The sequence below is a fragment of the Nonomuraea aridisoli genome (assembly GCF_003236395.1).
Taxonomy (GTDB): domain Bacteria; phylum Actinomycetota; class Actinomycetes; order Streptosporangiales; family Streptosporangiaceae; genus Nonomuraea; species Nonomuraea aridisoli.
In genome coordinates this window covers 15,621-40,927 of record NZ_POUD01000054.1, presented here as the reverse complement: position 1 = coordinate 40,927, position 25,307 = coordinate 15,621, and the positions used below count along the sequence as shown (strand labels likewise).

General features: G+C 73.0%; 27 protein-coding genes. 15 read left to right on the top strand and 12 right to left on the bottom strand.

The window, feature by feature from the left end:
- The 6 genes from C1J01_RS52120 to C1J01_RS15550 all read left to right on the top strand — a co-directional run.
- Nucleotides 1-991, top strand: a 991-nt coding sequence (locus tag C1J01_RS52120) for a sensor histidine kinase (protein WP_111179681.1), incomplete at its 5' end; no start/stop codon positions are given.
- Nucleotides 906-1,472 carry a response regulator gene (locus C1J01_RS15570; protein ID WP_235854459.1) on the top strand — a complete coding sequence of 189 codons (567 nt, stop codon included), beginning with the start codon at nucleotides 906-908 and terminating at the stop codon, nucleotides 1,470-1,472. The genes C1J01_RS52120 and C1J01_RS15570, both read left to right, overlap by 86 nt.
- A gap of 117 nt (nucleotides 1,473-1,589) precedes the next feature.
- Nucleotides 1,590-3,674, top strand: coding sequence for an MMPL family transporter (locus C1J01_RS15565; protein ID WP_111179679.1), 2,085 nt, complete (start codon nucleotides 1,590-1,592; stop codon nucleotides 3,672-3,674).
- A gap of 48 nt (nucleotides 3,675-3,722) precedes the next feature.
- Nucleotides 3,723-4,616: a hypothetical protein gene (locus C1J01_RS15560; RefSeq protein ID WP_235854458.1), complete on the top strand. Its 894-nt coding sequence runs from the start codon at nucleotides 3,723-3,725 to the stop codon at nucleotides 4,614-4,616.
- A gap of 5 nt (nucleotides 4,617-4,621) precedes the next feature.
- Nucleotides 4,622-5,530, top strand: a complete 909-nt coding sequence (locus tag C1J01_RS15555; RefSeq protein WP_111179677.1) for a hypothetical protein — start codon at nucleotides 4,622-4,624, stop codon at nucleotides 5,528-5,530.
- Nucleotides 5,531-5,550: 20 nt separating this feature from the next.
- Nucleotides 5,551-6,441, top strand: coding sequence for a hypothetical protein (locus C1J01_RS15550; protein ID WP_111179676.1), 891 nt, complete (start codon nucleotides 5,551-5,553; stop codon nucleotides 6,439-6,441).
- Here the strand turns inward: C1J01_RS15550 and C1J01_RS15545 are convergent.
- A complete protein-coding gene (locus C1J01_RS15545; RefSeq protein WP_111179675.1) occupies nucleotides 6,417-7,562 on the bottom strand; it encodes a UDP-N-acetylglucosamine--N-acetylmuramyl-(pentapeptide) pyrophosphoryl-undecaprenol N-acetylglucosamine transferase in 1,146 nt (381 codons plus the stop codon). The genes C1J01_RS15550 and C1J01_RS15545 overlap by 25 nt on opposite strands.
- Nucleotides 7,563-7,566: 4 nt before the next feature.
- Nucleotides 7,567-8,382 (bottom strand): formylglycine-generating enzyme family protein, encoded by an 816-nt coding sequence (locus C1J01_RS15540; RefSeq protein WP_111179684.1) that lies wholly within the window; start codon nucleotides 8,380-8,382, stop codon nucleotides 7,567-7,569.
- Between the two features lie 141 nt (nucleotides 8,383-8,523).
- On the opposite strand from C1J01_RS15540, the gene C1J01_RS15535 reads away from it, so the two are divergent.
- From C1J01_RS15535 to C1J01_RS15525, 3 genes are all read left to right on the top strand, one after another.
- A complete protein-coding gene (locus C1J01_RS15535) occupies nucleotides 8,524-9,789 on the top strand; it encodes a cytochrome P450 (protein WP_111179674.1) in 1,266 nt (421 codons plus the stop codon).
- Nucleotides 9,780-10,739, top strand: coding sequence for a Ppx/GppA family phosphatase (locus C1J01_RS15530; RefSeq protein WP_111179673.1), 960 nt, complete (start codon nucleotides 9,780-9,782; stop codon nucleotides 10,737-10,739). The genes C1J01_RS15535 and C1J01_RS15530 overlap by 10 nt, the downstream gene beginning before the upstream one ends.
- A gap of 76 nt (nucleotides 10,740-10,815) precedes the next feature.
- Complete coding sequence (locus C1J01_RS15525) at nucleotides 10,816-11,163, top strand: hypothetical protein (RefSeq protein ID WP_146615601.1); 348 nt, start codon at nucleotides 10,816-10,818, stop codon at nucleotides 11,161-11,163.
- Nucleotides 11,164-11,173: 10 nt separating this feature from the next.
- Here the strand turns inward: C1J01_RS15525 and C1J01_RS15520 are convergent, their stop codons facing one another.
- Both C1J01_RS15520 and C1J01_RS15515 read right to left on the bottom strand, forming a co-directional pair.
- A complete protein-coding gene (locus tag C1J01_RS15520) occupies nucleotides 11,174-12,112 on the bottom strand; it encodes an NADP-dependent oxidoreductase (RefSeq protein WP_111179671.1) in 939 nt (312 codons plus the stop codon).
- A 156-nt stretch (nucleotides 12,113-12,268) separates the two neighbouring features.
- Nucleotides 12,269-12,688: an HD domain-containing protein gene (locus tag C1J01_RS15515; protein ID WP_220039926.1), complete on the bottom strand. Its 420-nt coding sequence runs from the start codon at nucleotides 12,686-12,688 to the stop codon at nucleotides 12,269-12,271.
- Between the two features lie 229 nt (nucleotides 12,689-12,917).
- Between C1J01_RS15515 and C1J01_RS15510 the strand changes: the two genes are divergently transcribed.
- Nucleotides 12,918-13,895: a GlxA family transcriptional regulator gene (locus tag C1J01_RS15510; RefSeq protein ID WP_111179670.1), complete on the top strand. Its 978-nt coding sequence runs from the start codon at nucleotides 12,918-12,920 to the stop codon at nucleotides 13,893-13,895.
- Between the two features lie 30 nt (nucleotides 13,896-13,925).
- Here the strand turns inward: C1J01_RS15510 and C1J01_RS15505 are convergent, their stop codons facing one another.
- Both C1J01_RS15505 and C1J01_RS15500 read right to left on the bottom strand, forming a co-directional pair.
- Entirely contained in the window at nucleotides 13,926-14,357 is a 432-nt protein-coding gene (locus C1J01_RS15505) for an ATP-binding protein (RefSeq protein WP_111179669.1), read from the bottom strand.
- A 139-nt stretch (nucleotides 14,358-14,496) separates the two neighbouring features.
- A complete protein-coding gene (locus C1J01_RS15500) occupies nucleotides 14,497-15,042 on the bottom strand; it encodes a TetR/AcrR family transcriptional regulator (protein ID WP_111179668.1) in 546 nt (181 codons plus the stop codon).
- 135 nt (nucleotides 15,043-15,177) lie between these two features.
- Here C1J01_RS15500 and C1J01_RS15495 point away from each other — a divergent pair, with 135 nt between their 5' ends.
- Nucleotides 15,178-16,107: a GNAT family N-acetyltransferase gene (locus C1J01_RS15495; protein ID WP_111179667.1), complete on the top strand. Its 930-nt coding sequence runs from the start codon at nucleotides 15,178-15,180 to the stop codon at nucleotides 16,105-16,107.
- A gap of 79 nt (nucleotides 16,108-16,186) precedes the next feature.
- On the opposite strand, the gene C1J01_RS15490 is transcribed toward C1J01_RS15495, so the two are convergent.
- From C1J01_RS15490 to C1J01_RS15470, 5 genes are read right to left on the bottom strand one after another with little or no spacing between them, the layout of a single operon-like run.
- Nucleotides 16,187-17,464, bottom strand: a complete 1,278-nt coding sequence (locus C1J01_RS15490) for an AAA family ATPase (protein ID WP_111179683.1) — start codon at nucleotides 17,462-17,464, stop codon at nucleotides 16,187-16,189.
- Entirely contained in the window at nucleotides 17,461-18,888 is a 1,428-nt protein-coding gene (locus tag C1J01_RS15485) for a hypothetical protein (protein WP_111179666.1), read from the bottom strand. The genes C1J01_RS15490 and C1J01_RS15485 overlap by 4 nt, the downstream gene beginning before the upstream one ends.
- 10 nt (nucleotides 18,889-18,898) lie before the next feature.
- Nucleotides 18,899-20,029: a hypothetical protein gene (locus C1J01_RS15480; RefSeq protein WP_111179665.1), complete on the bottom strand. Its 1,131-nt coding sequence runs from the start codon at nucleotides 20,027-20,029 to the stop codon at nucleotides 18,899-18,901.
- Nucleotides 20,026-20,796 carry a hypothetical protein gene (locus C1J01_RS15475; protein WP_111179664.1) on the bottom strand — a complete coding sequence of 257 codons (771 nt, stop codon included), beginning with the start codon at nucleotides 20,794-20,796 and terminating at the stop codon, nucleotides 20,026-20,028. Before C1J01_RS15475 ends, C1J01_RS15480 begins: the two co-directional genes overlap by 4 nt.
- A 58-nt stretch (nucleotides 20,797-20,854) precedes the next feature.
- Complete coding sequence (locus C1J01_RS15470) at nucleotides 20,855-21,547, bottom strand: class I SAM-dependent methyltransferase (protein ID WP_111179663.1); 693 nt, start codon at nucleotides 21,545-21,547, stop codon at nucleotides 20,855-20,857.
- Between the two features lie 109 nt (nucleotides 21,548-21,656).
- Between C1J01_RS15470 and C1J01_RS15465 the strand changes: the two genes are divergently transcribed.
- Nucleotides 21,657-21,929, top strand: coding sequence for a hypothetical protein (locus C1J01_RS15465; protein ID WP_111179662.1), 273 nt, complete (start codon nucleotides 21,657-21,659; stop codon nucleotides 21,927-21,929).
- A gap of 57 nt (nucleotides 21,930-21,986) precedes the next feature.
- Here C1J01_RS15465 and C1J01_RS15460 read toward each other — a convergent pair whose 3' ends face one another.
- On the bottom strand, nucleotides 21,987-23,189 hold the full coding sequence (locus tag C1J01_RS15460) for a hypothetical protein (RefSeq protein ID WP_111179661.1): 1,203 nt from the start codon (nucleotides 23,187-23,189) through the stop codon (nucleotides 21,987-21,989).
- 189 nt (nucleotides 23,190-23,378) lie between these two features.
- Between C1J01_RS15460 and C1J01_RS15455 the strand changes: the two genes are divergently transcribed.
- Genes C1J01_RS15455 through C1J01_RS15445 form a run of 3 tightly spaced genes read left to right on the top strand, consistent with a single transcriptional unit; the run spans nucleotide 23,379 to nucleotide 25,298 of the window.
- On the top strand, nucleotides 23,379-23,963 hold the full coding sequence (locus tag C1J01_RS15455) for a hemerythrin domain-containing protein (protein WP_235854457.1): 585 nt from the start codon (nucleotides 23,379-23,381) through the stop codon (nucleotides 23,961-23,963).
- Nucleotide 23,964: 1 nt separating this feature from the next.
- Nucleotides 23,965-24,483: a DUF2243 domain-containing protein gene (locus tag C1J01_RS15450; protein ID WP_111179660.1), complete on the top strand. Its 519-nt coding sequence runs from the start codon at nucleotides 23,965-23,967 to the stop codon at nucleotides 24,481-24,483.
- Nucleotides 24,480-25,298, top strand: a complete 819-nt coding sequence (locus C1J01_RS15445; RefSeq protein WP_111179659.1) for a cytochrome c oxidase assembly protein — start codon at nucleotides 24,480-24,482, stop codon at nucleotides 25,296-25,298. The genes C1J01_RS15450 and C1J01_RS15445 overlap by 4 nt, the downstream gene beginning before the upstream one ends.
- Nucleotides 25,299-25,307: the final 9 nt, after the last annotated feature.

Below are 25,307 nucleotides of genomic sequence, written 5' to 3'. Positions count from 1 at the left end.
GTGGCGCAGGCGGCCGGAGGCGGCGCTCGCCCGCGCCGAGACCGACGTCACCATCGCCGTGGTCATCTGGGCGCTGCTCGTGCTCCTAGTCGCCCAGCCGGCGGAGGTGTCGCGGGCCAGACGCGCGTACACGGCGGAGGTCGAACGGCGAGCCGCCGAGGCCGAACGCACCCGCGAGGAGGAGGCGCTGCGCCGGGCACAGGAGGAACGGCTGCGGGTCGCCAGGGAGCTGCACGACGTCACCTCCCACACGGTGTCCGTGATCGCCCTGCACGCCGCCGTCGCGGCCGAGGCGCTCGAACGCTCCGGCGGCCCGCCGGAGGCCGCCGCCGCCCTCCAGGTGATCCGTTCCTCCAGCAGGCAGGCACTGGCGGAGATGAAGGCCGTCCTCGGCGTCCTGCGCCCGCCCCTCGACCGCGCCCTGCCCTCCACGGGAAGCGAGGGCGACACGGCGCGGCCTCACGACGAGGGCGGAGCCGGGGCGGTGGAGCCGCGCGACCCGTTGCCCGGGATCACGCGGTTGCCCGCGCTCCTGCGGACGGCCGGGCTCCCGGTGACCCTGGATGTCCAGGGGGACCGCCGTGACCTGCCGCCCGCCGCCGACCTGACCGTCTACCGTGTCGTGCAGGAGGCTCTGACCAACACCATGCGCCACGCCGGCGCCACCACGGCGGCGGTCACGCTGACGTACGAGGAGGGAGTGGTGACCGTGCGGGTGGACGACGACGGGCGCGGCAGCCGGGCCCCGCGCGGGCACGGCCTGACCGGCATGGCCGAGCGCGTCGCCGCCGTCGGCGGCCTGCTGACCACCGGGAACGCCCCCTCAGCGGGTTCCGCGTCACCGCCCGGCTGCCCGCGTGATCACGGTCCTGCTCGCCGACGACCAGCCGCTCGTACGGGCCGGACTGCGGGCGCTGCTCGACACCGAGCCCGACCTCACCGTGGTCGGCGAGGCCGCCGACGGCGCCGAGGCCGTGCGCCTGGCCGGTGAGCTCCGCCCCGACGTCGTCCTCATGGACGTCCGCATGCCGGAGCTCGACGGCCTCGCCGCCACCCGCGCCCTGACCGCCGCCGGCCTGCGCGTCGTCGTGGTCACCACCTTCGACCTCGACGAGTACGTCTACGAGGCGCTGCGCTCCGGCGCCAGCGGCTTCCTCGTCAAGGACGCCGAGCCGGCCGAGATCCGGCACGCCGTGCGCGTCGCCGCGCGCAGGGACGCCCTCCTCTCGCCGGGCGTCACCCGGCGGCTGATCGAGGAGTTCACCGCCCGCCCCGGCGCCCCCGACGACCGCCGCCTGGCGGCGCTGACCGGCCGTGAACGCGAGGTGCTGTCCCGCGTCGGACGCCGCCACACCAACGCCCAGATCGGCGAGGAGCTCTTCATGAGCCCCCTCACGGTGAAGACCCACGTCAACCGCATGATGGCCAAGCTGTCGGTGCACGACCGCGCCCAGCTCGTCGTGATCGCCTAGGCCTCGTCCGCCCCGGCGGCCCGGCCTGACCTTCCCGGGCGCGTACGGCAGGCGGCGTAGGCGTTCGCCCGCGACGGGCGGACGACCGGGAGCGCTCGGCGTTCCTACGGTCGCCGCATGATTCGTTTCTGCATCCGTCACCGCCGGCTCGTGGCCGTGGTGTGGCTGGCGTTGTCCGCGGCGCTCATCGCGGCCGCCGCCGCGTGGCCGGGCCCGACGGACGACGACTTCGCCCTGCCCGGCTCCGAGAGCCGGCAGGCGGCCGAGCTGCTCGGCGGGGCCGCCCCCGTCGAGCCGCCGGGCGCGCTCGTCGTCTCCGCCCCGTCCGGGGTCGACTCCGCCGCGGTACGCGGGCCCGTCACCGGCCTGCTCACCCGCATGGACGCCGTCCCGGGCGTACGCGTGCTCACCGGCGACCGCCGCGTCTCCGCGGACGGGACGATCGTGTCCGTTCCCCTCGACTACCCGGACGAGGCCGCGGCCAGGGAGCTCGGCGAGCTGCGCGACGGCTTCCGCGCGGCCGGCGTGACCGCCGAGCTGTCCGGCGACGACTTCGCCGACTCCACCCCCGGCGGCCTCACCGAGGGCATCGGGCTGCTGACCGCCGCGGTGGTGCTGCTGGTGGCGTTCCGTTCGCTGATCGGGGCGGTGATTCCGCTGGTCGTGGGCGTGATCGGGATGGCCTGCGGCGTCGCGCTGCTGTCGGTGCTCGGGCACCTCGTCCCCACGCCCGGCTTCGGCGTCTACCTCACGATCATGCTGGGCCTCGGCGTGGGCATCGACTACGCCCTGCTCATCGTCACCCGCTTCCGCACCGCCCTGGCCGAGTCGCCTTCCGCCACGCCCGTGGAGGACGCCGTGGAGGACGCCGTGGTGGACGCCGTGGTGGACGCCGTGGTGGACGCCGTGGTGGAGGCCATGCGGACGGCGGGCAGGTCGGTGTTGTTCGCCGGGCTGATCGTGATCGTCACCGGGTCCGGCATCCTGTTCCTCGGCCCGTCGCTCGGCGGCGGCATCGCCCTGGCCGCGGGGTGCGGCGTCCTCATGGTGATGCTCGCCGCCCTCACCCTGCTGCCCGCCCTGCTCGCGATGATCGGTACGAGGATCGACCGATTCTCGCTGCCCCGCCGCGCCGAACGCACGCCGCTGTCGTACCGATGGAGCCGGGTGGTCCAGCGACGGCCGTGGACGGCCGCGCTGGCGGCGCTGGTGGCGCTGACCGCGCTCGCCCTGCCCGCGACGCAGCTCCGGGTCGGCTGGTCCGACCCGGGCGATCGCCCCGTCACCGACACCACCCGCCGCGCGTACGACCTGCTCGCCCAGGGGTTCGGCCCCGGCATGGCGGGCCCGCTCGTCCTGGCCGTCGCCCCGGCCCGGGACAGCCGTGCGACGACGGCGCCGGGTGGCGAGGTGGGGGCGTATCGCGACAGGGCGGTGGCGCTGGCGGGTGGCGTGCCCGGCGTCGCGCGGGCGTTCCCCGTGGGGGACAGGGCCGCGATCGTCATCCCCGGCACCGGCCCGCAGGACGAGCGGACGGAGGAGCTCATTCGCCGGCTGCGCGCCGAACTGCCCGAACGGGTGCTCGTCACCGGCTCCACCGCCGCCGCCCTCGACTACGCCCGCCACTCCGCCGAACGCCTGCCCTGGGTGGTCGGCGCGGTCCTGCTGGCCGCGTTCGCCCTGCTCACCCCCGTCTTCAGAAGCCTCGTCCTGCCGGTCAAGGCCATCGCGGTGAACCTGCTGTCCATCGGCGCCGCATACGGCGTCATCGTGGCCGTCTTCCAGCTCGACGTGCTCGGCCTCGGCACGCCGGGCCCGATCGACGCGTGGGTGCCGATGATGTTGTTCACGATCACGTTCGGCCTGTCGATGGACTACGAGGTGTTCCTGCTGTCGCGGATCAGGGAGGAGTACCTCCGGGACGGCGACAACGCCCGCGCGGTCGCCGCCGGCCTCGCCAAGACCGCCAGGGTCATCACCGCCGCCGCCACGATCATGTTCTGTGTCTTCGCCGCTTTCGGCGCCTTCGACGACCGCGCGCTGCGCGTCATGGGGGTCGGGCTGGCCGTCGCGGTGCTGGTGGACGCCACAGTGGTGCGCCTGGTCCTGGTGCCCGCCGTCATGGAGGTGCTCGGCGCGCGCAACTGGTGGTTCCCCCGACTGGCCTTGCGGAGGCTGACACTCAGGAGGAATGTTACGTAATATCCGAACATCACGAGCGTTGGGGGCGCCAGGGTGCCAGGACAGAACGTGGGTGTGGTCATCGATCCGGCGGTGCCGCCGGAGGTTGCCGGACTGCTGCGTGCCAACGCCCCGCTGCTGTCGAGGATCAGAGCCGGATGGGTGCCCCCTGCCTCCACCGCGCCCGAGCCGCGCCGCCGCGGCCCCTCCGGCGCGATGTTACTGGCCGCCACCCCGGTCATGATCGCGCTCATGGCCGTGCTGCTCGCGAGTCCCCCGCTGGCCCCCGCCGGGTTCCTCCTGCTCGGCGGGTACGTCTTCGTCGTCCTGGTCAAGATCGCCTCCATGAGCGAGATCCCCGAGGACGACCGCCCGCACGAGCGCACCGTCTACGAGCAGGCCCGCTGGTACGACGGCCGCTTCCTGCTGCCGGAGGAGTTCGACCAGGAGGCCGGGAAGGTGCTGGCCCGGGCGCAGCGCGCGATCGGCTCGGTGCTGCGCTCCCACGTCAACGCCGAGGGCCTGCTCGACGACGCCCGTAACGCCGTCATGCTGCCCGCCCAGGAGTGGGAGATCGCCCGGCTGCTGGCCAAGCTGTCGGCGCTGCGCATGGAACACCGCGACCTGCTCATCCGGGGCATCGCGCCCGAGGTCGCCGCCGTCATCGAGCCGCTGGAACGGGCCCTGGCCGAGAGCGAGGCCGCCGTGGTCGCCCGCGTCGAGGCCCTGGAGCGCTACGCCGGCCACGTCGCCGAGGCCGAGCGCGCCTACCACGCCCGCACCCAGATCGAGGAGCTGCGCGCCAAGCTGCCCCGCTACGAGGAACTGCTCGCCGAGTCCGGCGCGGACGCCCAGGCCGTCCCCGAGATCGACCGCCTGGCCGAGGACGCCGACACGCTGGAGCGCACCTTACGGCGCAGTGTCCGCTCGGCCCATGAAGCGTTCCGCTATCTCGAAGGCTGACCGACGTGCCCGGACGCCAGGCGAAACTCGTAGTCGATCCGGCGGTGCCCGACGACGCCGCGGCCCTGCTGCGCGACAACCGCAAACTGCTCGTGCGCATCCACGCGGGGTGGGCGCCCGCGTACAAGCGCTCCAATTCCGTGGCGGACGTGACCGCGCGGCTGGCGGCCACCGTGGCGGCCGTGGCGGCCGCGGTGTACGGGCTGGCGCTCTTCCTCGCCGAGCGCTACACGCCCTTCGCGGTGATCATGACGCTCGCCGCGCTGCTCGTCGTCGGCGTGCTGCTGCGGCCCCGGCCCGACGCCGAGGTCGAGCGGCGCCACGCCCTGGAGGCCGACGTGTACGACACCGCCCGCCGCTACGAGGGCCGCTACGTCCTGCGCGAGCAGCTCGACGAGCCCGCCAGGGTCCTGATGTCGCGCGCGCAGGCGGCCGTCGAGGAGGTCATGAGCTCCGGCGTGCACGCCGACGGCCTGCTGGACGACGCCCGCAACGCCGTCATGCTGCCCGCCCAGGAGTGGGAGATCGCCCGGCTGCTGGCCAAGCTGTCGGAGCTGCGCACAGAGCACCAGGAGGTCGTCTCCGAGGGCGTCACCCCCGAGGTGGCCGCCGTGGCCGAGCCGCTCGCGCACGCCCTCGACAGCAGCCAGGAGGCGGTGCTCGCCCGCGTCGAGGCCCTGGAGCGCTACGCCGGCCACGTGGCCGACGCCGAGCGCGCCTACCGCGCCGGGAAGCAGATCGCCCGCCTCAGCGCGAAGCTGCCGCGCTACGAGGAGCTGCTCGCCGAGTCCGGCGCCGACGGCGCGGCCGTGCCGGAGCTGAGCAGATTGTCCGACGACGCCGGCCGTCTTGAGCAGGCGTTACGCGACAGTGTCAGTTCAGCGCACGAAGCTTTTCGCCATCTACATGACTGACTTCGCTTAGGATCCGGTTCGTGGCGGATGTCGTGGTAGACCCCGGAGTACCGCCGGACGACGCCCAGCTGCTCAGGGAGAGCCGGCTGGTGCTCCTCAAGATGCGCCGTGGCTGGGCGCCCCAGCCGAGGCGGGTGCTGTCGGGCACCCGCTACCGCGCGGTCGTCGCCTTCGGCGCGGTCGTCCTGTTCGGCCTGCTGCTGGGGCTCGGCGGCCTGACCCGTGGCGTCGGCATGCTGCTCCTGCTGCTCGGCCTGCCCCTGATGATCGTGGTGTTCGTGCACAACGACGCCCCCGAGGACGAGCAGGACGAGCACGACCGCCGGGCCTACGAGCACCTGCGCTGGTACGAGGGCCGCTACGTCCTGCTGGAGGACCTCGACGAGTCCTCCCGGCGGCTGCTCGCCCGCGCCCAGCGCGCCATCTCCACCGTGACCGCCGCCCGCGTCAACGCCGACGGTCTGCTCGACGACGTGCGCAACGCGGTCATGCTGCCCGCCCAGGAGTGGGAGATCGCCCGGCTGCTGGCCAAGCTGTCGGACCTGCGGGCCCAGCACCGGGAGACCGTCTCACGCGGGCTCACTCCCGAGGTGGAGGCCGTGGCCGAGCCCCTGGCCCGGGCGCTCGACAGCAGCGAGGCGGCCGTGCTGGCCAGGGTCGAGGCCCTGGAGCGGTACGCCGCCAACGTCGCCGAGGCCGAGCGCGCGTACACGGCCCACCACCAGATCCAGGAGCTGCGCGGCCGGCTGCACCGCTACGAGGAGCTGGTCGCCGAGACGGGCGCCGACGCCTCCGCCGTGCCCGAGCTGGACCGCCTCGCGCAGGACGCCGACCGGCTGGAACGTGCGCTGCGGCGGAGCGTGAGCTCCGCCCGCGAGGCGTTCGGCTACCTCGACCCGGGGGCCCCGTAGCCCGCGGTCTCCAGCAGCAGGTCGCAGAGCGCGTCGGCCGCGTCCACCCGGCCCAGCTTGCCCGCCGCCTGCCCCATCGTGTGCCGCAGCTCCGGGTCGGCCAGCAGCGGCATGAGCTCGGCCAGCAACATCTCACCCGTCGGGTGCGGCTCCAGCAGCGCCCGCGCGGCCCCGGCCTCGGCCAGGTAGCGGGCGTTCTTGCGCTGCTCGTCGCCGCCGGTCGGGATCAGCGGGATCAGCACCGACGGCCGGCCGATCGCGGTCAGCTCCGAGACCGTGCCGGCGCCGCTGCGCGAGATCACCACGTCGGCCGCGGCGAACAGGTCGGCCAGCTCGCTCCCGACGTACGGCACCGGGTGGTAGCGGTCGGCCAGCTCCGGCGGCAGCGCCACGGCCCGCATCTGCTCGATCCACGCGGGCCCGCACTGGTGGACGACCTGCGCGTGCTCCAGCAGCCGCGGCAGGATCTCCGCGATCAGTGTGTTGATCTGCTTGCTGCCCTGAGCGCCGCCCGTCACGTAGATCAGCGGCACCTCGAACGTCAGCCCGAACAGGTCGTAGGCCGCCGCCCGGTTGCCCTGCAGCAGCTCCGGCCTGATCGGGTTGCCCGTCACCACCGCCCTGGCCCGCGCCGAGGCGGGCAGGTGGTCGAGCGACGACTCGTGCGACAGCGCGATCCGGGTCGCCAGCCGCGACAGGATCCGGTTGGCGAGGCCGACCACCGTCGTCTGCTCGTGCATCACCAGTGGGCGGCGGATCAGCTTGGCCGCCACCCCGATCGGCACGGCCACGTACCCCCCGGTCGACAAGACCACGTCGGGCAGGAAACGGGCCGCGTGCCCGATCGCCTGGAACACCCCGACCGGGATGCGGAAGACGTCGGCGATGTTGGTGCCGAGCTCACGGAGGTTGGGGCGGCGGCGCAGCTTGCCCGTGGTGATCGCCTTGAACGGGATGCCGTGCTCGGCCGTGATCCGCGCCTCCAGGCCGCCGGCCGTGCCGACCCACAGCACGTCGTGCGGCACCTGACGCCGCTGGACGGCGGCCAGCGTGGTCAGGGCCGGATAGGTGTGACCACCGGTGCCGCCGCCGGTGATCAGCAGTCGCAGGGTTCGTGACATGCGATCAGAGTATGGCCGCACAACGGAAGCCGGTGTGCCCGGTCGAGGAGTCCGGCGTGTTCATCGTGCGCGCCGCGACGCGGTAGCGGTTGCAGTACGAGTCGTGGCACATGTACGACCCGCCGCGGATCACCTTCGCCGGCCCCTCCGCCGGCCCCGCCGGGTTCTCGGCGTACGGCTCCCACGTCGTGCCCCACCAGTCGGAGGTCCACTCCCAGACGTTGCCGGAGACGTTGTAGAGCCCGTAGCCGTTCGGCTGGAACGACTTCACCGGCACCGTGCCCTTGCTGGGCGCGGTCGGGAAGTGGCCCTGCCAGATGTTGCACCGCTGCCGGCCGTTCGGCGCGAGCTCGTCGCCCCACGGGTAACGCTTGCGCTCCAGGCCGCCCCTGGCGGCCATCTCCCACTCCGCCTCGGTGGGGAGCCGCTTGCCGGCCCACTGCGCGTACGCGTCGGCGTCGTTCCACGACACGTGGACGACCGGGTGGTTCTGCCGGTCGCCGATCGAGGAGCCGGGGCCCTCCGGCGAGCGCCACGAGGCGCCCTCGACGCCCACCCACCAGGGCGCGTCCGGCACGGTGGCGTCCATCACGCCGCGCGTGGCGAACTGCCGGAACACGAACGACCAGCCGAACCGCTCGGCCTCGGTCACGTACCCGGTCTCCTTGACGAACGTCGCGAACTGCGCGTTCGTCACGCACACCGGGTCGATCAGGAACGGATCCAGGCGGACCTCGCGGACCGGGCCCTCACCGTCCTCGGGACGCCCGTCGGGGTCGTCACCGCCCATCAGGAACGTTCCGCCCGGGATGCGTACCATGCCGCGCGGCGCCGTCCGCCGCACGGGAGTCTCCACCACCGCCGGGGCCTGTCCCGGGGCGGCGTCTCTGCTCGGGCCACAGCAAGCGCTCAAAGATCCCCCAAACGTGTCATGACACCATGGAAGGGTAGTGCCTGGGGCATGCCCACGATCACACGGCCGTCCCCGGTCACGCCCGCCCAGGCGCTGGCCGTGGCCACCGCGCTGGCGCTGCCAGCGCTGGCGCAGGGGGTCGTCGTGCGCAGGCCCAGGATGGTGCGCCTGGCGGCGCTCGCCGACGCCGACGGCCGCGCGGTCCGATTGCTGCGCCGGCTGCGCGCCGAGCGCGGGGACGCGCCCCTGCTGGTGCCGGTCCCCGGGCGCGGCCAGGCCGTGCTGCCACTGGCCTCCGACGACGTGCTGGCCGTGCTGGAGGACCGCGCGTTCACCCCCGCCACCCGGGAGAAACGCGGCGCGCTCGCCCACTTCCAGCCCGACGGCGTGCTCATCACCCCCGACCACGGGCTGCGCGAGCGGCGGCGGTCGCTGAACGACGAGGTGCTGTCCGCCGACCTGAGCGCCTTCACCGGCGCCTTCGCCCGCGTCGTCGAGGAGGAGGCCGCCACGCTGCCCCGCGAGGGCATGCTGACCTGGCGGGTCTTCCACGCCGCCCACTGGCGGATCGTGCGCCGCATCGTGCTCGGCGACGCCGCCCGCAACGACGTCACGCTCGTCCGGCAGCTCCACCGGCTGCGCCGCGACGCCAACTGGTCGTCCCTGCGCGGCCGGCGCACCGACGTGCGCACCGACTTCCTGCGCCGGCTGGGCGGCCACCTGGCGCGGGCCGAGCCCGGGAGCCTCGCGGGGGCGCTGGCCGCCGCCCGCGCCGCGGGCCACGTGGGGGCCGACGTGCACGCCGACGGGCAGGTGCCGCACTGGCTGTTCGCCTTCGACGCCGTCGCCATGGCCGTCTACCGGGCGCTCGCCCTCCTGGCCGAACACCCGGTGCCGCTCCGCCACGACCTGCTGCGGGCCGCCGTGCTGGAGTCGCTGCGGCTGTGGCCCACCACGATCGCCATCCTGCGCGAGGTCGCCGGACCTACCACGTGGGACGTGCCGGAAGGCACACTGGTGGTCATCTACAGCCCGTACGTGAACCGCGCCGAGCCCGGCTCCTCCTACCGGCCCGAGCTCTGGCTGGAGGGCGGCGGCGCCTGGGCGGGAGTGCCGTTCAGCGCCGGGTTCGCCCGCTGCGCGGGGGAGGAGCTCGTCCTGTTCACCGCGACCACGTTGCTGGAGGCGATCCTGCGCGAGCGCGAGATCAGCACGTCCGCCGAGCTCCGGGGCGAGCTGCCCGGCACCCTCGACCACTTCCACCTGCGTTTCGCGGTGAAGCCGCAGACCGGTAGCGTTTTCCCATGCGACTAGGCGTGCTGGACATCGGTTCGAACACCGTTCACTTACTGGTTGTGGACGCCCACCGCGGTGCCCGGCCGATCCCGGCCTACTCGCACAAGGTCGACCTGCGTCTGACCGAGCACCTCGGCAAGGACAATCGGCTCGGCAAGCAGGGCATCGAGCGCCTGGGCGACTTCGTCCAGGAGGCCGTCGGGCTCGCCGAGGACAAAGGTGTCGAAGACCTCGTGGCCTTCGCCACCTCCGCCGTGCGCGAGGCCGCGAACGGCGAGGACGTGCTGGCCGAGATCGACGCGCGCTGCGGCGTGCACATCCAGGTGCTGTCCGGCCACGACGAGGCCAGGCTGACGTTCCTGGCCGTGCGGCGGTGGTTCGGCTGGTCCTCGGGCCGGATGCTGGCCTTCGACATCGGCGGCGGCTCCCTCGAGATCGCCGCGGGCGTCGACGAGGAGCCCGACGTGGCCGTGTCGCTGCCGCTCGGCGCCGGGCGGCTGACCCGCGACTGGTTCACCGGCGACCCGCCGTCGGCCGACGAGGTGCGCAAGCTGCGCCGGCACGTCCGCACCGAGATCGCCCGCACGGTCGGCGACATCGTCCGCTTCGGCGAGCCCGACCGGGCCGTCGCCACCTCCAAGACGTTCAAGCAACTGGCCAGGATCGCCGGGGCGGCGCCGTCCAGCGAGGGCCCCTACGTCTCGCGCTCGCTCTTCCGCCAGGACATGGCCGACTGGGCGGTCAAGCTCACCACCATGGGCTCCGCCGAACGCGCCCTGCTGCCCGGCGTGTCGGAGGGCCGGGCGATGCAGCTCGCGGCGGGCGCCCTGGTCGCCGACGCCGTGATGGACCTGTTCGAGGTCGACCGGCTCGACGTGTGCCCGTGGGCGCTGCGCGAGGGCGTGATACTACGCCGGCTCGACCTGCTGCCGGGCCGGTACGACCAGTCACCTGGCATGCCGAAGTAAGGGCGATATATCCCCATTTAGTGGCATGAAGCGCTGATCCTCGGGCATTTTCCGCCCAATGTTGACAGTGCTCGGCTTGATCGCCTCCTTGATGGTCGTCGCCCTCCTCGTGGTGCTCGCCGTGCTGCTCATCTCGGCCGTCACGATGACGGCGCTGCTCGCGATGGCGGCCACGATGGTCCGCTGGCGCGGGCTGAGGCGGCGGTTCCCCCAGGGGCGGGCCGGACGCGAACCGCGGCTGCCGCTGAAGCTGAGCGGGGAGACGGTGCCCGGCCGGCTGCGCGCGGAGCTGAGCGGAGGCGTGCCCGCCGTACGCCGCCGGCTGCGGCTCGGGGGAGCACGACCGGGAGGCCACGGGCGCGACGGGAGCGGTCCTCGCCCCTCCCGGCTGCACTCGCCGGCGGACCGTCGCACCCACGCCTAGCAGGCGTTGATCAGGAGTGCTGCGCCCCTTGCTCCTCCGCGACCTGGATGATCGTCTTTCCGGGCGTGCGGCGGTGGCGGGCGAACACGGAGGGTGCTTCGGAAAGCGGTCGCACGGCGCCGACGATGGGGTTGAGCCGTCCGGCCCGCACGCGCTCGGCGAGGTCGGCCAGCCGGGCGCGGTCGGGTTCGACGACGAAGAAGACGGCTCGCCCGCCCTTGGGCTGCACCGTGGGCGGCATGGCGATGGTGACCAGGGTGCCGCCCGGGCGTACCAGCTCGGCCGATCGTTCGAGGACGTCGCCGCCGATGACGTCCAACACCACGTCCACCTCGCCGACGTGCCGCAGATCGTCGGAGTCCAGATCGAGGAAGGACTGCGCGCCGAGGCCGAGCACGACATCACGGTCACCGGCCCGGCCGGTGCCGATCACGCGGGCGCCCACCTCGCGCGCGAGCTGGACGGCGATCGAGCCGACGCCGCCCGCGGCGCCGTGGACGAGGACGGTCTGGCCGGTGGTGAGCCGGCCGTGGTCGAACAGTCCCTGCCACGCGGTCAGCCCGGAGATGGGCAGCGCGGCGGCCACGGTGTGGTCGATGCCGGCCGCGAGGGGGGCGAGGTTGCGCGCCTCCACCGCGGTGTACTCGGCCAGGGAGCCGTCGCGGGCCCAGTCGGTCAGCCCGAACACCCGCTGGCCCACGGTGAGGCCGGTGGTTCCGTAGCCGAGCTCGGCCACGACGCCGGACAGCTCGTGCCCCGGGATGCTGGGCGTCCGGTCGCGGCCGGCACGATCGGCCCACGTGGCCGGCCAGTCGAGCTCTCCGGGTGTGAAGCCCGCGGCGTGCACGCGCACGATGACGTCGTTCTCCGCGGCGTGGGGGTAGGGCATGTCGGTCAGGGTGAGGCCGCCGACTCCCGCCTCACGGTCTCGTACGGTGATCGCTCGCATGCTCGAATCCTTTCAGGAACGTCCGTCGACATGGGTGAGGCCTGCCGGGCGCGCCCCGTGCACTGTCCGGTCAGCTCGGCCAGGGCGAGCCGACGATGCGCTCGACCGTCGTCGTGCGCTGGAAGCCGGGGACGAGGTGCTCGAGCACGTCGGAGTTCACGGTGCCGTTCGTGGTCTCGGGGCGGTGCTTGAGCCCGTCGACGTACGCTCGCAGGAACTCGTTCTTAAAGTCCCCGCGCGGGTGGGCGGCGAGGATCTCGCCCAGCTGATCGGGCTCCAGGTCGAGAAACCCCGGTCGAGGAGGAACGCGCGCGCGTGATCGGCGCCGTCCACCTCGAAGCGCTGCGCGACGTCGGAGAAGGGGGTCAGGAGGCCGGTGTCGTGGAACATGGCCGCCACGTAGAGCAGCTCCGGGTCCGGTTCCACGCCGAGCTTGCGAGCGTGCATCAGGCCGAAGAAGAAGACCCGCCGGAAGTGGTGGTAGATGAGCGGGCTGGTCGTCTCCTGGACGAGCGTGGTCGCTTCGGCGACCGCCGGCGTCTCGGGAACCTCCAACCCCGCGATGACCTCTGGCATGACCTCTGACCCTCCGGGAGGCGAGTCGGCTGTGTCCGACGTCCATGCTGCCGACGGGCCGGCGTGCGGCGCCGCCCACGTCCGGCCAGGAATCACCTGAATCCGGACGGCGGCCGTGTGCGCCACCCGCCGCCGAGGGGCCCCGGTGACCGTGTGCTACCAATGAACGGTGTCCATGCCTCCCGCGTCTGCGACCCGACGGCCGCCTCCGGGTCCGGCTCCGGGGGGAGTGGCGAACGCCGCCCCGCATCGCGTCGCGATCCTCGTCTACGACGGCGTGACGTTGCTGGACGTCGCCGGTCCCGCGGAGGTGTTCAAGGAGGCGAACCGGTTCGGCGCCGACTACCGGATCGTGCTGCTGTCGCCGACCGGCGCGGACGTCACGTCGAGCCTCGGGGTCCGCATCGCGGCCGACGGCGCCGTCTCCGCGGAGCCGGCGTCCGGCACGTTCCTGGTCGCCGGGTCCGACCTCTTCCCGGGCTCCCGTGTCCCCGGCGACCTGGCGGAGGCCGCGCGGATCCCGGCGGCCGCGGCCGGCCGGGTGGCGTCGATCTGCACCGGGGCTTTCGTCCTCGCCGCCGCGGGCCTGCTCGGCGGCAAGCGCGCGACCACGCACTGGCAGGTCGCGCACGAGCTCGCCGCCCGGTGCCCGACGTGCCGCGTCGAGCCCGACGCGATCTACGTTCGCGATGGCGGCACGTACACGTCGGCGGGGGTGACGGCCGGCATCGACCTGGCGCTCGCTCTCGTCGAAGAGGACCACGGGCCCCACCTGGCACGCGACGTCGCCCGCGCGTTGGTGGTGTACATGCAGCGTGCGGGCGGCCAGTCGCAGTTCTCGGCGCCGCTGCAAGGGCCGCCGCCCCGCTCGCCGGCGCTGCGTAAGATCATCGACCTGGTGACGGCGGACCCCGGTGGGGACCACTCGCTCGGCGAACTCGCGAAGCACCTCAACGTCAGCACCCGGCAGCTCACCCGGATCTTCCGCGACGAGCTGTCCACGACACCGGCCCGCTACGTGGAGAACCTCCGCTTCGACCTGGCCAGGGCACTGCTCGACCAAGGTCACACCGCGACGCAGGCCGCGACCCTCGCAGGCTTCCCCAGTTACGAGAGCATGCGACGGGTCTTCGCGAGGAAGTTGTCGATCAGCCCCGCCGCCTACCAACGCCGCTTCGGCACGGCCCGCCGCGCCGGTGCAGGTTAGGGGGCGACCTGGGCCCCTTGGGGGCGGGGCCTAGGTCGCCATGAGGTGCCGGCCTGCCGCACCCGGCGCGTAGCGCAGGTGCTTCTCCAAGCAGACCACGGCGCCGTGCTCGCGTCTGTTGGTGAACCGGATGTCGTCGGCGAGAGCCCGCATGATCTGCAGGCCGCGCCCGTGCTCGTTGTTCTCCTCGGCCTCGAGGACCTTACGGGGGTCGAAGCCGTTGCCCGTGTCGACCACCTTGATCACGCACAGGTGGTCGTGCACCGACGCGCTGACGGTGTAGTCGTCGCTGGGGGCGGCGTGCTTGATCACGTTGGAGCACGCCTCGGTGAGCATGAGCTCGATGTCGTCGCGGATCTGCGGCTCGACGCCGAGCGACCGCAACGTGCCGTCCAGCATCTGCCTGATCATCGGGACGCTCGCCGCATCCCTGGGCAGGCGGAGCGCTATCGTAGCCTCCACTGTGCCTCCTTGCTTCTCGGATGCGTGTCAGCCTTCTGCCCGCGATCGCGGGCCCCAATCGTCGGGTCAAGGCCCGGTGTCAAAAGGCCCAGTGTGAGAAAGGCTCCGCCGTGGAGACGAGGCCCGCCGTCACTGACCGTCACGGCTCCAGCAGGCGGGTGGCGACCTCCATCGACGCCTTGCCGATCTCGTCCTCGCTGAGGTCGTCCATCGCGGTCATCCACTTGCCCGCGTGCAGCGCGAACAACGCCAGCGAGCGGCTGATGCGCTCGGTCGGCGTGGCGCCCGGCTCGTTCATCTCCGCGGTGAGCGCGAGGACGGTCTCACGCATCCGGGCGACCGTCGGGTGGTCGCGCAGCGCGGTCTGGTTGCGCTCCAGGAAGCCGAGCACCTGCGGATGGCGCGACTCGGTGAGGTCGCGGGCGTAGCGGTCGAGCAGCTCCCGGCGCATCTCGGGCGTCTTCGGCCGGCCCCGCGCCCAGTCGAGCAGCTCCTGCACCTCGGCGAGGCGCAGCTCCACCAGGCTGGCCACGATGTCGTCCTTGGTCCTGAAGTGGTAGTAGAGCGCGGCCTTCGTCACGCCGAGCTCCTCGGCGATCTCCCGGAGCGAGGTCGCCTCATATCCCTGTTCGGTGAAGAGCCTCAGTGCGATCTGCTGGATCCGGGTTCGCGTGTCTTCCCGCACTGTGCACCTGTTCGTTTAGACCGGTTAGCGACTCATGCCATTCTATGCTTACCGGTCGGCAGGTAAACGACCGCGTGGCGGCCCGGCCCCGGAAAACCAGAGGTAATGGCGCGGGCTTTTCTGGACAATCCGAGCATGCATCGCATCAGCCGGCCGCGCCCCGACGACGCCGCGGCCATTCACGAGCTCGTCGCGACGTACGACACCGCCGTCATCGGCGCCCCCGACTCCACGCTGGAGGACATCGCCGACGAACTCGCCGAGCCGGGGTTCGACCGCGACAAGGACGGCTGGCTCGCCCACGGCCCCGGCGGCCGGCTGGACGGCTGGGCGTGGGCGTTCCGCAAGGGCGACAGCGACCAGGTGGACGTGGAGGTCATCGTCCGGCCCGGCGTGCCCGGCCTGGCCGAGGAGCTGTGGCGGGCCGTGCTGGCCCGCGCGGCCGAGCTGGGCGAGGAACGCGGCCACGACGCCGTCACCCTGGACATCGGCGTCTACCGGGCCGACGAGGCCAAGCAGGCGCGCGTCAAGGAGCTCGGCTTCGAGCCCGCCACCAGCTACCACCGCATGCGCATCGACCACCACGGCCCCGTCGAGCCGCCCGCCGTGCCGGCCGGGCTCACGCTGCACTCGGGCGAGAGCGAGGAGGTGCGGCGCGAGGCCCACCGCGTGCATCAGGAGGGGTTCGCCGAGCACTTCGGGTTCGTGCCGGTCGGCTACGAGCAGTGGTACGAGCACCGGCAGGCGTCCAGCGCGACCGACTGGAGCCAGCTCACCCTCGCCCGCCTCGACGGGCGGCCCGCCGGGCTGCTCATCGGGAACGACCAGTTCCTCTCCGACGAGGGGTGCGGGTACGTGGCCACGCTGGCCGTGCTGCCGGAGTTCCGGGGGAGGGGCCTCGGGCGCCTCCTGCTGCGGCACGCCTTCGCCGCCGACGCCTCGCGCGGGCGCAAGGGGACGATCCTGCACGTCGACGCGGGCAACACCACGCCCGCGCTGGACCTGTACGAGTCGGCGGGGATGCGCCCGGTGATGGTCATCGACATCTGGCGCCGCCGCCTCTGAGACCGCCGCTCCAGGCTCCGCCCCCGGAAGCGCCGCCGCCTCTGAGACCGCTGCTCCTGGCCCCTGGCGGCGGCGGAGGTTAGACGCGGTGCCGGGCGAGGTGCTCCAGGACCGCCTGGTTGGCCTCCCACCCGTCGGGGAACTTCACCGGCACGCCGAGCTGCACCGGCTCCGCCGACGGGTGGGCGTCCAGCAGCTCGGCGATGCCCGCCCTGGCCACCACCACGCACGCGTGCCGGTGCCGCGAGGCCAGCACGCACAGCCGTCCCGACTCCAGGTGGAACGCGGTGGCGTCGCGGCGGCCGGACAGCGGGTGCAGCACGATCGTCACGTCGTACTCGCGGCCCTGCAGCCGGTTGGCGGTGTCGACGGTGATCTCCGGCGGCAGACCGGCGGCCCGGATGGCGGCCACCTGGTCGCGGTGCGCCGCGCCGACCGCGATGCGCTCGGCCGTGACCGGCCGCTCACCCTGCTCGGAGCCCGCCACCGCGCCGCGTTGCAGCAGCCGCTCGGCGAGCAGCGCGACCGCCTGCACGGCCTCGCCGTCGGTGCGCACGGTGTGCCGGTTCGGCAGCTCCAGCAGCGCCCACCCCGACCTGGCCGCCTCCTCCAGGGCCCGGTCGTGCACGGTGCCCATGCCGCCGGTCGTCAGCTCCAGCCACCGGTCACCGGGGCCGGTGCCCGACCGGAACCCGGTGAACGGGTAGAACGCCTGCGACACCACCGGCGCCGCCGACGCCGGCAGCCGCCACGACACCGGCAGCCGGTGCACCGGCAGATCGGGATTGTGCCGCAGCAGCACCGACACCGCACTCTGCAACGGGTCCCACGACAGCCCCGACCACCGGTCGCCGTCGACGATCGAGAACGGATCCAGCTGCCCCGGATCGCCCACGAACAGCGCCCGCTCGAACAGCCCCGCGATCCGCAACAGCTTGTCCGAGCGCATCTGGTACGCCTCGTCCACGATCGCCCACGGCCACACCCGCTCGCCGATCCACGCCCATTTGTCCGCCGTGGCGATGACGATGTCGGGATCGCCGAGGTCCTGGATGCGCGTGCCGACGCGGACGCCGGGCAGCTCCAGCATCCGCAGCGGCGGCACGTACCCACCGGCCGACAGGCGGCCGACGGTCAGGTGGGGGTGTTTGTCGCAGATCCGCGCCACCAGGTCGTCGACCTGCTCGTTCGTCTGGGCCACGATCATCAGGGGCTCGCCGGTGGCCGCGATGTGGGCGGCCGCGCGGACGACGAGGGTGGACTTGCCCGCGCCGGGCGGGGAGTCGACCACCACGCCGCGATGCCGGGGCAGGTCCGCGAGGACGTTCCTGATGACCTGCTCCGGACTGTCGGTCACGACCACTCCTCCTGCGCGTCCTCGTCGACGGGGGTGTACTCCTGCGGCGGCCCGCCGTGCGTCCACGGGGTGGCCTCGGCCTCGGGCAGGGCGGGGGAGCCCTGGAAGTCGTCGGTCAGCGAGGTGTAGCAGACCCGCTCGCCGATCTCCGGCACGGCCCCGGGCGCGGCCGTCCTGCCCCGGCCCATCCCCTTGGTGATCTTGACGGTGACCAGGCCGTCGTCCGCGGACACCAGCGCCGCGCCCTGCGCGCGGCGCTGCGGGGTGCCGAGCGAGGTGCCGGGCGCCAGGCGTACCGGATCGTCGGTTTTGATCACCACGAGCGGGCGGAGCTTGCGGGAGCGGCCCTCGCCCTCGACGTTGTCAGGGACCGTCTCGATCACCTCGCCCGCGAACGCCTCCCCGGACAGCCGGTACTCGGCCATCACCAGCGGGTCGTCGTAGGCGCGCTGCACGTCGTAGGCGGCCTGGGCGCGTTCCATGCGGGCCAGCTTGGCCGCGGCGGCCACCGCGCCGTCGCGGCGGGCCTGCGGCGGCGCGCCCTCGGCGATGTGCGCCGCCATGCCGCTGAACGAGCCGCGGTCCTGCTCCCACCGCTGCGCCACGCTCGCCCCCTCCGGCAGCCCGGCCAGCAGGTCGATCGCCTGCCACATCAGCCGCCAGGTGGGCTCCAGCTGGGTGCGCAGCGCCTCGGCGACGCGCTCGGGCGACCCGGCGTCGATCGCCGGCGCGAGCACCTCCGCGTCGAACCCAGGATCGGTCGCGGGCCCGGCGGGCGGCCAGACGAGCGGGTCCTCCGCCTCGTCGTTCGGCCCCGTGGTGATCCAGGACATCAGCGCCGCCAGGTTGGCGTCCTCCAGCGAGCTCTGCCCGCTGGCCCAGTGGCGGCCCAACTCGTCGGTCGCCGCCAGCATCAGCGACGACCCCGGGTACGCCGCCCGCTCGGCGAAGTACGTCAGCCACCGCCCCAGCAGCGGCACCGACTCCGGCACCGGATAGGGCCCGTCCGGCCGCCGGAACCGCGTCGAACGGCCCAGCAGCCGGGCGAACGCCACACCGCCCTGGTTCGGCACGATGATCTGCGGCGCGTCGACCGTGCGCTCGTAGGGGTCGGCGTTCCTGCGCTCGACCGTCTCGGTGGCGCCGAGGAACCCCTCGACGTACGGCAGCAGCACCCCGGCCAGCTCGGCGGCCCAGGCGAAGCGCAGGTCGCGGTTGCGTGGCTGGGGCACCACGAGCAGGCGCGGATCGCCGCGGTCGGTGCCGAGCATCGCGGCCAGCGGCGCGGCGGCCTCACCGGACAGCTTGAGCGGGATGAACACCATCGGCCGCTCCGCCAGATGGCAGTGCCGCACGGTCGCGACGGGCTGCGCGATCTTCTCGTCGAGGGCGCGCAGCCGGGCCAGCGAGGTGAGCAGGCTCATGCCGTTCTCCTCACGTCAGGCACTCCCTGCGCAGGCGCTCGGCGTTGCGGAGCAGGCGGGCGATCTCCTCCTGCCCCTCCGCGGGGTCGCGCGTGCCGTCGGCGAGGCCCAGCGCCTCGTCCACCGAGGCGACCCCGCCCAGCTCGTCGCGGACCTGGCGGCCCAGCAGGTCGGAGGCGCCCTCCTGGCGGGCCTCGTCGCGGCAGAAGAAGCACAGGTCGCACGTCGACAGGCAGTCGGGCGCGTAGCGGGCGGTCGTGCGGCGCAGCGCGTCGGACAGCTCGGCCACCGGACGGGTGGGCCGGCCGTCCTCGCCGGGCCGCAGGTCGAACGTCAGGTCGTCGGGCAGCCCGTCGAGCAGCCGGTCGAGCGTGGTCATCCGGGCGAGCTGGCGGCGCAGCACGGCCAGCTGCCTGCGGACGTCGACCAGCGTCGCGACCGGGCGGTTGGCGAAGTTCTCCGGGCAGACCAGCACCACGTCGTGCGAGACCATCAGCGGGTCGTGCCCCAGCTCCTCCAGCATCGCGCGCAGCGCCAGCACGTAGACCGCCGCCTGCCGCGCCGCCCCCGCCACCGCCGACGGGTCGGCCTGCCCGTCGATCACCGCGAACGACTTGATCTCCACGATGTGGAAGCGTCCGCCCAGCTGGAAGGCCACCACGTCGGGCTCCAGGTAGGCGGTGTGACCGGCGATGCCCAGGCTGAGCAGCGGATGGTCGTAGAGCGTGCCGGCGTCCTGGCCGTCGCGGGCGGCGCGGTCGATCAGCGCCCTGGTGTGCGCGTGGCGCAGGTGGGCGCCGACGTTCTCGACGTCGTGGTAGGCCACCTCCGCGATCGGCAGCCCGAGCACCTCGCGCAGCATGCGCAGCAGTTCCGCGCACCCGTCGGCCTTGACCAGCGCCTCGAACGCGTTGCCGCGCGTGATCGCGAACGGCGACTGCCCGAACGGCGCGGGGAAGCCCAGGTGGCGGGCGGCGGCGTCCTTGTCGATGCCGGCGCCGTCCATGAGGGCCCGGCGGGCGCAGCCCGGGTTGGCGGCCAGCGCCGCGATCGCGCGGGCGTCGTGCGGCCGCGGCGGCGTCGTGCCCCGCAGCACCTCGAGCCGGCGCACCGGGTCGCCTTCGCGCATCAAGCCGGTCACTTCGCCTTCTCCTTCGTGATCGTGCTCAGCGTAGCGGCGCCGAACAGGCGGGCCGCGTCATCGAGCTGCGCGGCGGCGCGTCGTGCCAGCTCGGCGCGGTCGCGCGTGTCTCGCTCGGCGTGCACGCGCAGCTCGGCCCTGGCCGCGGCGATGACTCGCTCGGGGTCGGGCGGGCCCAGGCCGCCGTCGGTGGCGCCGGGGATGTTCCGCGCCATCCGGATGAGTAACCGCACCGCCCGCTCGTCGTCGCTCCGTCGCCCGGCCACCGCGATGGCGCAGGTGAGGAAGTCGACGCGGGGACTGAGCGGGCCGACCACGCGCCGCTCCAGCGGCCAGGTGCTGAGCGTGAGCAGGCCGCGCGCGGCCGACAGCCGGTCGGTCAGGGCGGCGCACAGGTAGTACGGCCGCCCGAACGGCGAGGACCGGAACGAGCGCTCCTCGTCCCTGCGCAGGCTGGTGAGCCGGTCGCTGCGCAGCGTGCCGCCGAAGAACGCGTCGCTGACCGCCACGACCAGCCGCGGCTGGGCGGCCGCGCCGAGCAGCCGCAGCCCCTGGTGCACCTGCTCGCGCACGGTGACCATGCGCGGCGGCTCCTGCTTCGCCGGCGGCTGCTCGCCGCTGACGAGCGCGTCCCAGGCGCGCTCGGCGCTGCGCAGCTCGGCGCGCAGGCCGCGGGCGGTGGCGCCGTCGCGCGCCCGCATCGCCCTGCGCACGGCGGCTCGCAGCCCGTCGATACGCCGCTCCAGCTCGTCCAGCCGGTCACCCATGGCGGCGAGCGTACCAACAGTCCCAGTATTTTCCAGTATTTTCGCAAAAACCGCAGATCTACGGTGTAAAGGAGGCGGCCACCCAGGTGCGGTCCTCGGTGAGGAAGCGCTCCAGCCGCAGGCCCGCGGCCTCCAGTTCGGCGGCGAGCTCGTCGTCGGTGAGCCGCCTGGAGGAGAACGACTGGGTCCAGACCCGCTCGTCGCCCTTGTCGTCCTGGTACGTGTAGCGCATGGTCGCCTGGAAGACGCCCGGCGAGACCTCCTCGACGGCCGCCATCGCGATCGAGACGCCGCCGTCCGTGCGGCCCATGCCCACGTGCCACCGGTCGTGCGCCTCGGCCGGCATCCACTGGACGAGCACGCAGCCGGCGGGCTTGACGTGCCGCGCGCACGTCGCCAGCAGGGCGCGGCGCGTCGGATCGTGCACGGTGTTCACTAGCTGGGAGGCCAGCATGACGGTGTCGAAGCGGCGCTCCAGCCGCAGGTCCTCCACCCGGCTCAGGACGGTGCGGGCGCCGCGCACGCGGGCGAGCATCTCGGGGGACTCGTCCACGGCCACCACGTCGAAGCCGAGCTCGACGAGCGGGTGGGTGACACGGCCGACACCCGCGCCCAGCTCCAGGATCGTGCCGCGCGGCGGGGTCACCTGCGCCACGATGCCGGGCTCGTCGCCGGCGCGCAGCAGGCTGTAGAAGTCGACCGGGGAACCGTCGGGGGTGATGGGCCCGGGGCCCGTACCAGAGGAAGGCATGCTTCGAACCTAACCCGCCGGATCACCCGGTGACCGGCGGGACAGGAGTGGCCGGCGCACGATCGGGCACATATGTGCGGGTCGAGATCGAGATCGGAAGGAGATCCCCATGGAGGAGCACGCGACAGCGCCAGGCCGGGCCGGGGCGCCCGCCCGCGTCCCCTGCACGCCTCCTGCCGCCGCCGAACTGTTCGAGATCGCCGTCCTGGACACAACCGCCGAGGACGGCCGGGCTCGCTGGCACACGATCGGCTGGGGTGTCGACCGGGCGCACGCCCACGACATCGCCGAGTCGTACGTGACGCGCCCGATGTGCCCCTACGACGCCGCGCAGGTCCGGCACAACGGCCATCTGATCGGGATCCACCGCCGCCCCACCTGAACCCGGGGGTCGGCGGCGCGCTCGGGCGCGCCGCCACGCTGGGGGCGGGGCAAGGTGTCAGCGCTGCATCTGCAGGCTGTGCACCGGGTGCTCGCCCTCGGTCTGCAGCCGGTACTCCCGGCCGGACCGCTCGCGGTTCTCGTCGATGATCCGCTCCGAGGGCGCCTTCTCGCCGCCCATGATCGCTTCCTGCATCTTCTCGAACCGCTCGTGGGCCTCCTGCACGTAGCCGGTGCCGAGCGTCGTGTAGTCGATCTGGGTGGCGATGAGCTCGCGGATGTAACCCTTGTTCGGCTCGAACGTCACGGGCGCGGGCAGTTCCGGAGCCAGCACCTGCTCGGGGTCGCGGCCGTCGTGCTTCTTGAACAGCTCCGCGGCCAGGCGCAGGTGCTCCAGCTCCATGTTGAGGTGGAGCTCCCAGATGTTCTTCACCTTGGGGTCGCTCTCGGTCTCCATGAACGAGTGGTACAGGTAGCACTCGTTGTACTCGTGGTTGAGCAGCATCTCCCACCAGCTCTCGCCCGGGTCGACGAGGGACTCGTAGTGGGTGACGTGCTCCTCCTCGACCAGGCCGATCTCCTGGTAGAGCTGGCGCGCGATGGGCTCCATGTACATGGGCCCGACGTTCATGTAGAAGTTCATGGTCTGCTGCTCGGCGGACATGATGGTCAGCGCGTGCAGCTTGCTGATCGGCGCGGTGCTGTTGCGGTCGTACGGCTCGCGCACGTTGTCGACCGGGTCGCGGTGGTGCAGGTACGTCGGCCGTCCCGGCATGACCTCGGTGAGCTGGTCGACGATCTTCTCCGCCTTGCGGTGCTCGATCATCTCGTACAGGTTGGCGTAGCGGTAGAGGTGGTCGAAGTCCTCCAGCACGCCGAACTGGTAGGCCTGCTGCAGGTACGGGTCCGGCTCCATGCGGGCGACCCAGGCGGTCAGGTCGACGGCCACCTGCTCGTAGGCGATCGTGGTCTCCAGCACCGAGGCCAGGCCGGGCAGCAGCCAGTTGACCGCCTTCTGCTGCTGGGCCTCGATGTAGCGCACCCGGGCGAGCTGCTGCTTCAGCTCGGTGTCGGGGCAGTGCCGGGCGAGGTGGTGGCTGAACATGACCGCCTCGACCTCGATGCCGTTCATGGTGATGATCCGGCAGCGGGTGTACGGGTCGGCGTGGTCCGGGTCGGTGGGCGTGACGTTCAGCTCGCGCCAGTTGCGCAGCTGCTTGTCCAACGGGATGCCCCGCTCGCGGAGTGGGTTGAAGGTCATGAATGCGCTCCTTCGCGCTGCTTGAGATGACTGCGACGGCGTGCCCTACCCGAGGCTTCCCTGGTCAATCTCTGGACCCTCTCGCCCGAATGTCCGGACTTGGTAAGGGTCTTGGCGGCCCGCCGGTGCGCGGGCGTGTGCCGTCTTCTTTCGGGTAGGCACCGCCCGTACCCGATGGAGGGAGCTGACATGACCGCTCAGAGGACGGCGCCGGAGACGATGGGGGAGACCGACGTCATCGACCTGCTCCAGGCCCAGCACGCCATGATCAGGGACCTGTTCGACGAGGTCGAGCAGGCGTCCGCCAAGGACCGCGCCGACGCGTTCACCCGGCTCGTCCGGCTGCTGGCCGTGCACGAGACGGCCGAGGAGGAGATCGTCCACCCGTACGCCCGCCGCAAGATCGACGGCGGCGACGAGGTGATCGACGACCGTCTCGCCGAGGAGAACGAGGCGAAGGAGCTGCTGAGCCGGATGGACCAGGCCGGTCCCGCAGCCCCCGACTTCATGGAGAACCTCCTGATGCTGCGCGCCGCCGTGGAGGCGCACGCCCGCAGCGAGGAGCGTTACGAGTTCCTGCAGCTGCGCGCCCACACCAGCGAGGCCGAGCGGCGCTCGATGGCCGCCGGGGTCAAGGCGGCCGAGGCGATGGCGCCCACCCACCCGCATCCCGGCACCGAGTCGGCCACCAAGAACCTGCTGGTCGGCACGCCGGTCGCGATGATGGACCGGGTCCGCGACGTGATCCGCCAGACCATGGGCAAGAAACCCTGACGTGACGGACCGCAACGGCATCGCGCTGCCCGGCACGATCCTGGGCGTCGGGCTCGGCGGTTTCGTCGACGGCATCCTGCTCCATCAGGTCCTGCAGTGGCACCACATGCTGAGCAGCACCGACACCGACAACGCCGGCATCCGCTTCTACTCGCCCGACACCGTGCCGGGCCTGCGGATGAACACGTTGTGGGACGGCCTGTTCCACACCGTCACCTGGCTGGCCGTGCTCACCGGGCTCGGCCTGCTCTACTCCCGCGTCACCGGCTCGCGCGGCCGGGTGTGGCGCTCGCGCGCGCTGTGGGGGTGGGCGCTGGTCGGCTGGGGGCTGTTCAACCTCGTGGAGGGCGTGATCGACCACCACCTGCTGGGCATCCACCACGTCCGCACGGGGCCGCACCAGCTCTGGTGGGACCTGGGGTTCCTGCTGCTCGGCGCGGTCCTGGTGGCCGCCGGCTGGGCGCTGCAACGTTCGGCCGGGCCGGTCGACCTGTGCCGTGACCGCGAACCGGCGCCGTGACGCACCACGTTCACGCCGCCGCCGGCGTGTCACCGGTCCTGCTCGTGACGCTCCTGGCGGCGGCCGCCTACCTCGTGTCGGCCGCCCGCCTGCGGCGGGACCCGCGGGGGTGGCGCGGCCGCCGTACGGCGTCGTTCGCGGCGGGCGCGGCGCTGGTGGCCGCCGCCGTGGCCGGGCCGGTCGCCGGGGCCGCCGCGCACGACTTCCGCGCCCACATGCTGCAGCACCTGCTCGTCGGCATGCTGGCGCCGCTGCTGCTGGTGCTGGGCGCGCCGATGACGCTGCTGCTGCGCTCGCTGCCCGCCGCCCGCGCCCGCCGCCTCGGCGCGCTGCTGCGCGGGCGCCCCCTGCACGTCCTCGCCCATCCCGTCACCGCCCTGGTGCTGAGCGTCGGCGGCATGGTGGTCCTGTACTGCACGCCGCTCTACCGGCACACGGCCGGCGAGCCCTGGCTGCACGAGGCGGTCCACGCGCACTTCCTGCTGTCCGGCTGTCTGTTCGCGTGGGTGATCGCCGGCCCCGACCCCGCCCCCCGCCGCCCATCGGTGCCGGCGCGGCTGGTGGTGCTGGGCGTGGCGGTCGCCGTGCACGCCGGTCTGTCGCAACTCATGTACGCCGGCCTCCTGGTGGATCTGCCCGTCCCGGACGAGCAGCGCCGGGGCGCGGCCGAGATCATGTACTACGGTGGGGACCTCGCTGAGCTGCTGCTCGCCGTGGCTCTGGTCGTGGGATGGCGGCCCCGCAGGGGGCTCGCGCACAGTTCGGCCAGGGCGATGGTTACCGGAAAGCCGGTTCGTCATAGGATTTTCGGTTAACGAGAGTTT

Bases quoted from the DNA above. Each gene is read 5' to 3' on its own strand.
- C1J01_RS15565 (WP_111179679.1), top strand. From the start codon at position 1,590: ATGATTCGTTTCTGCATCCGTCACCGCCGGCTCGTGGCCGTGGTGTGG.
- C1J01_RS15545 (WP_111179675.1), bottom strand. From the start codon at position 7,562: ATGTCACGAACCCTGCGACTGCTGATCACCGGCGGCGGCACCGGTGGT.
- C1J01_RS15540 (WP_111179684.1), bottom strand. From the start codon at position 8,382: ATGGTACGCATCCCGGGCGGAACGTTCCTGATGGGCGGTGACGACCCC.
- C1J01_RS15535 (WP_111179674.1), top strand. From the start codon at position 8,524: ATGCCCACGATCACACGGCCGTCCCCGGTCACGCCCGCCCAGGCGCTG.
- C1J01_RS15530 (WP_111179673.1), top strand. From the start codon at position 9,780: ATGCGACTAGGCGTGCTGGACATCGGTTCGAACACCGTTCACTTACTG.
- C1J01_RS15520 (WP_111179671.1), bottom strand. From the start codon at position 12,112: ATGCGAGCGATCACCGTACGAGACCGTGAGGCGGGAGTCGGCGGCCTC.
- C1J01_RS15515 (WP_220039926.1), bottom strand. From the start codon at position 12,688: ATGCCAGAGGTCATCGCGGGGTTGGAGGTTCCCGAGACGCCGGCGGTC.
- C1J01_RS15495 (WP_111179667.1), top strand. From the start codon at position 15,178: ATGCATCGCATCAGCCGGCCGCGCCCCGACGACGCCGCGGCCATTCAC.
- C1J01_RS15485 (WP_111179666.1), bottom strand. From the start codon at position 18,888: ATGAGCCTGCTCACCTCGCTGGCCCGGCTGCGCGCCCTCGACGAGAAG.
- C1J01_RS15475 (WP_111179664.1), bottom strand. From the start codon at position 20,796: ATGGGTGACCGGCTGGACGAGCTGGAGCGGCGTATCGACGGGCTGCGA.
- C1J01_RS15470 (WP_111179663.1), bottom strand. From the start codon at position 21,547: ATGCCTTCCTCTGGTACGGGCCCCGGGCCCATCACCCCCGACGGTTCC.
- C1J01_RS15465 (WP_111179662.1), top strand. From the start codon at position 21,657: ATGGAGGAGCACGCGACAGCGCCAGGCCGGGCCGGGGCGCCCGCCCGC.
- C1J01_RS15460 (WP_111179661.1), bottom strand. From the start codon at position 23,189: ATGACCTTCAACCCACTCCGCGAGCGGGGCATCCCGTTGGACAAGCAG.
- C1J01_RS15455 (WP_235854457.1), top strand. From the start codon at position 23,379: ATGACCGCTCAGAGGACGGCGCCGGAGACGATGGGGGAGACCGACGTC.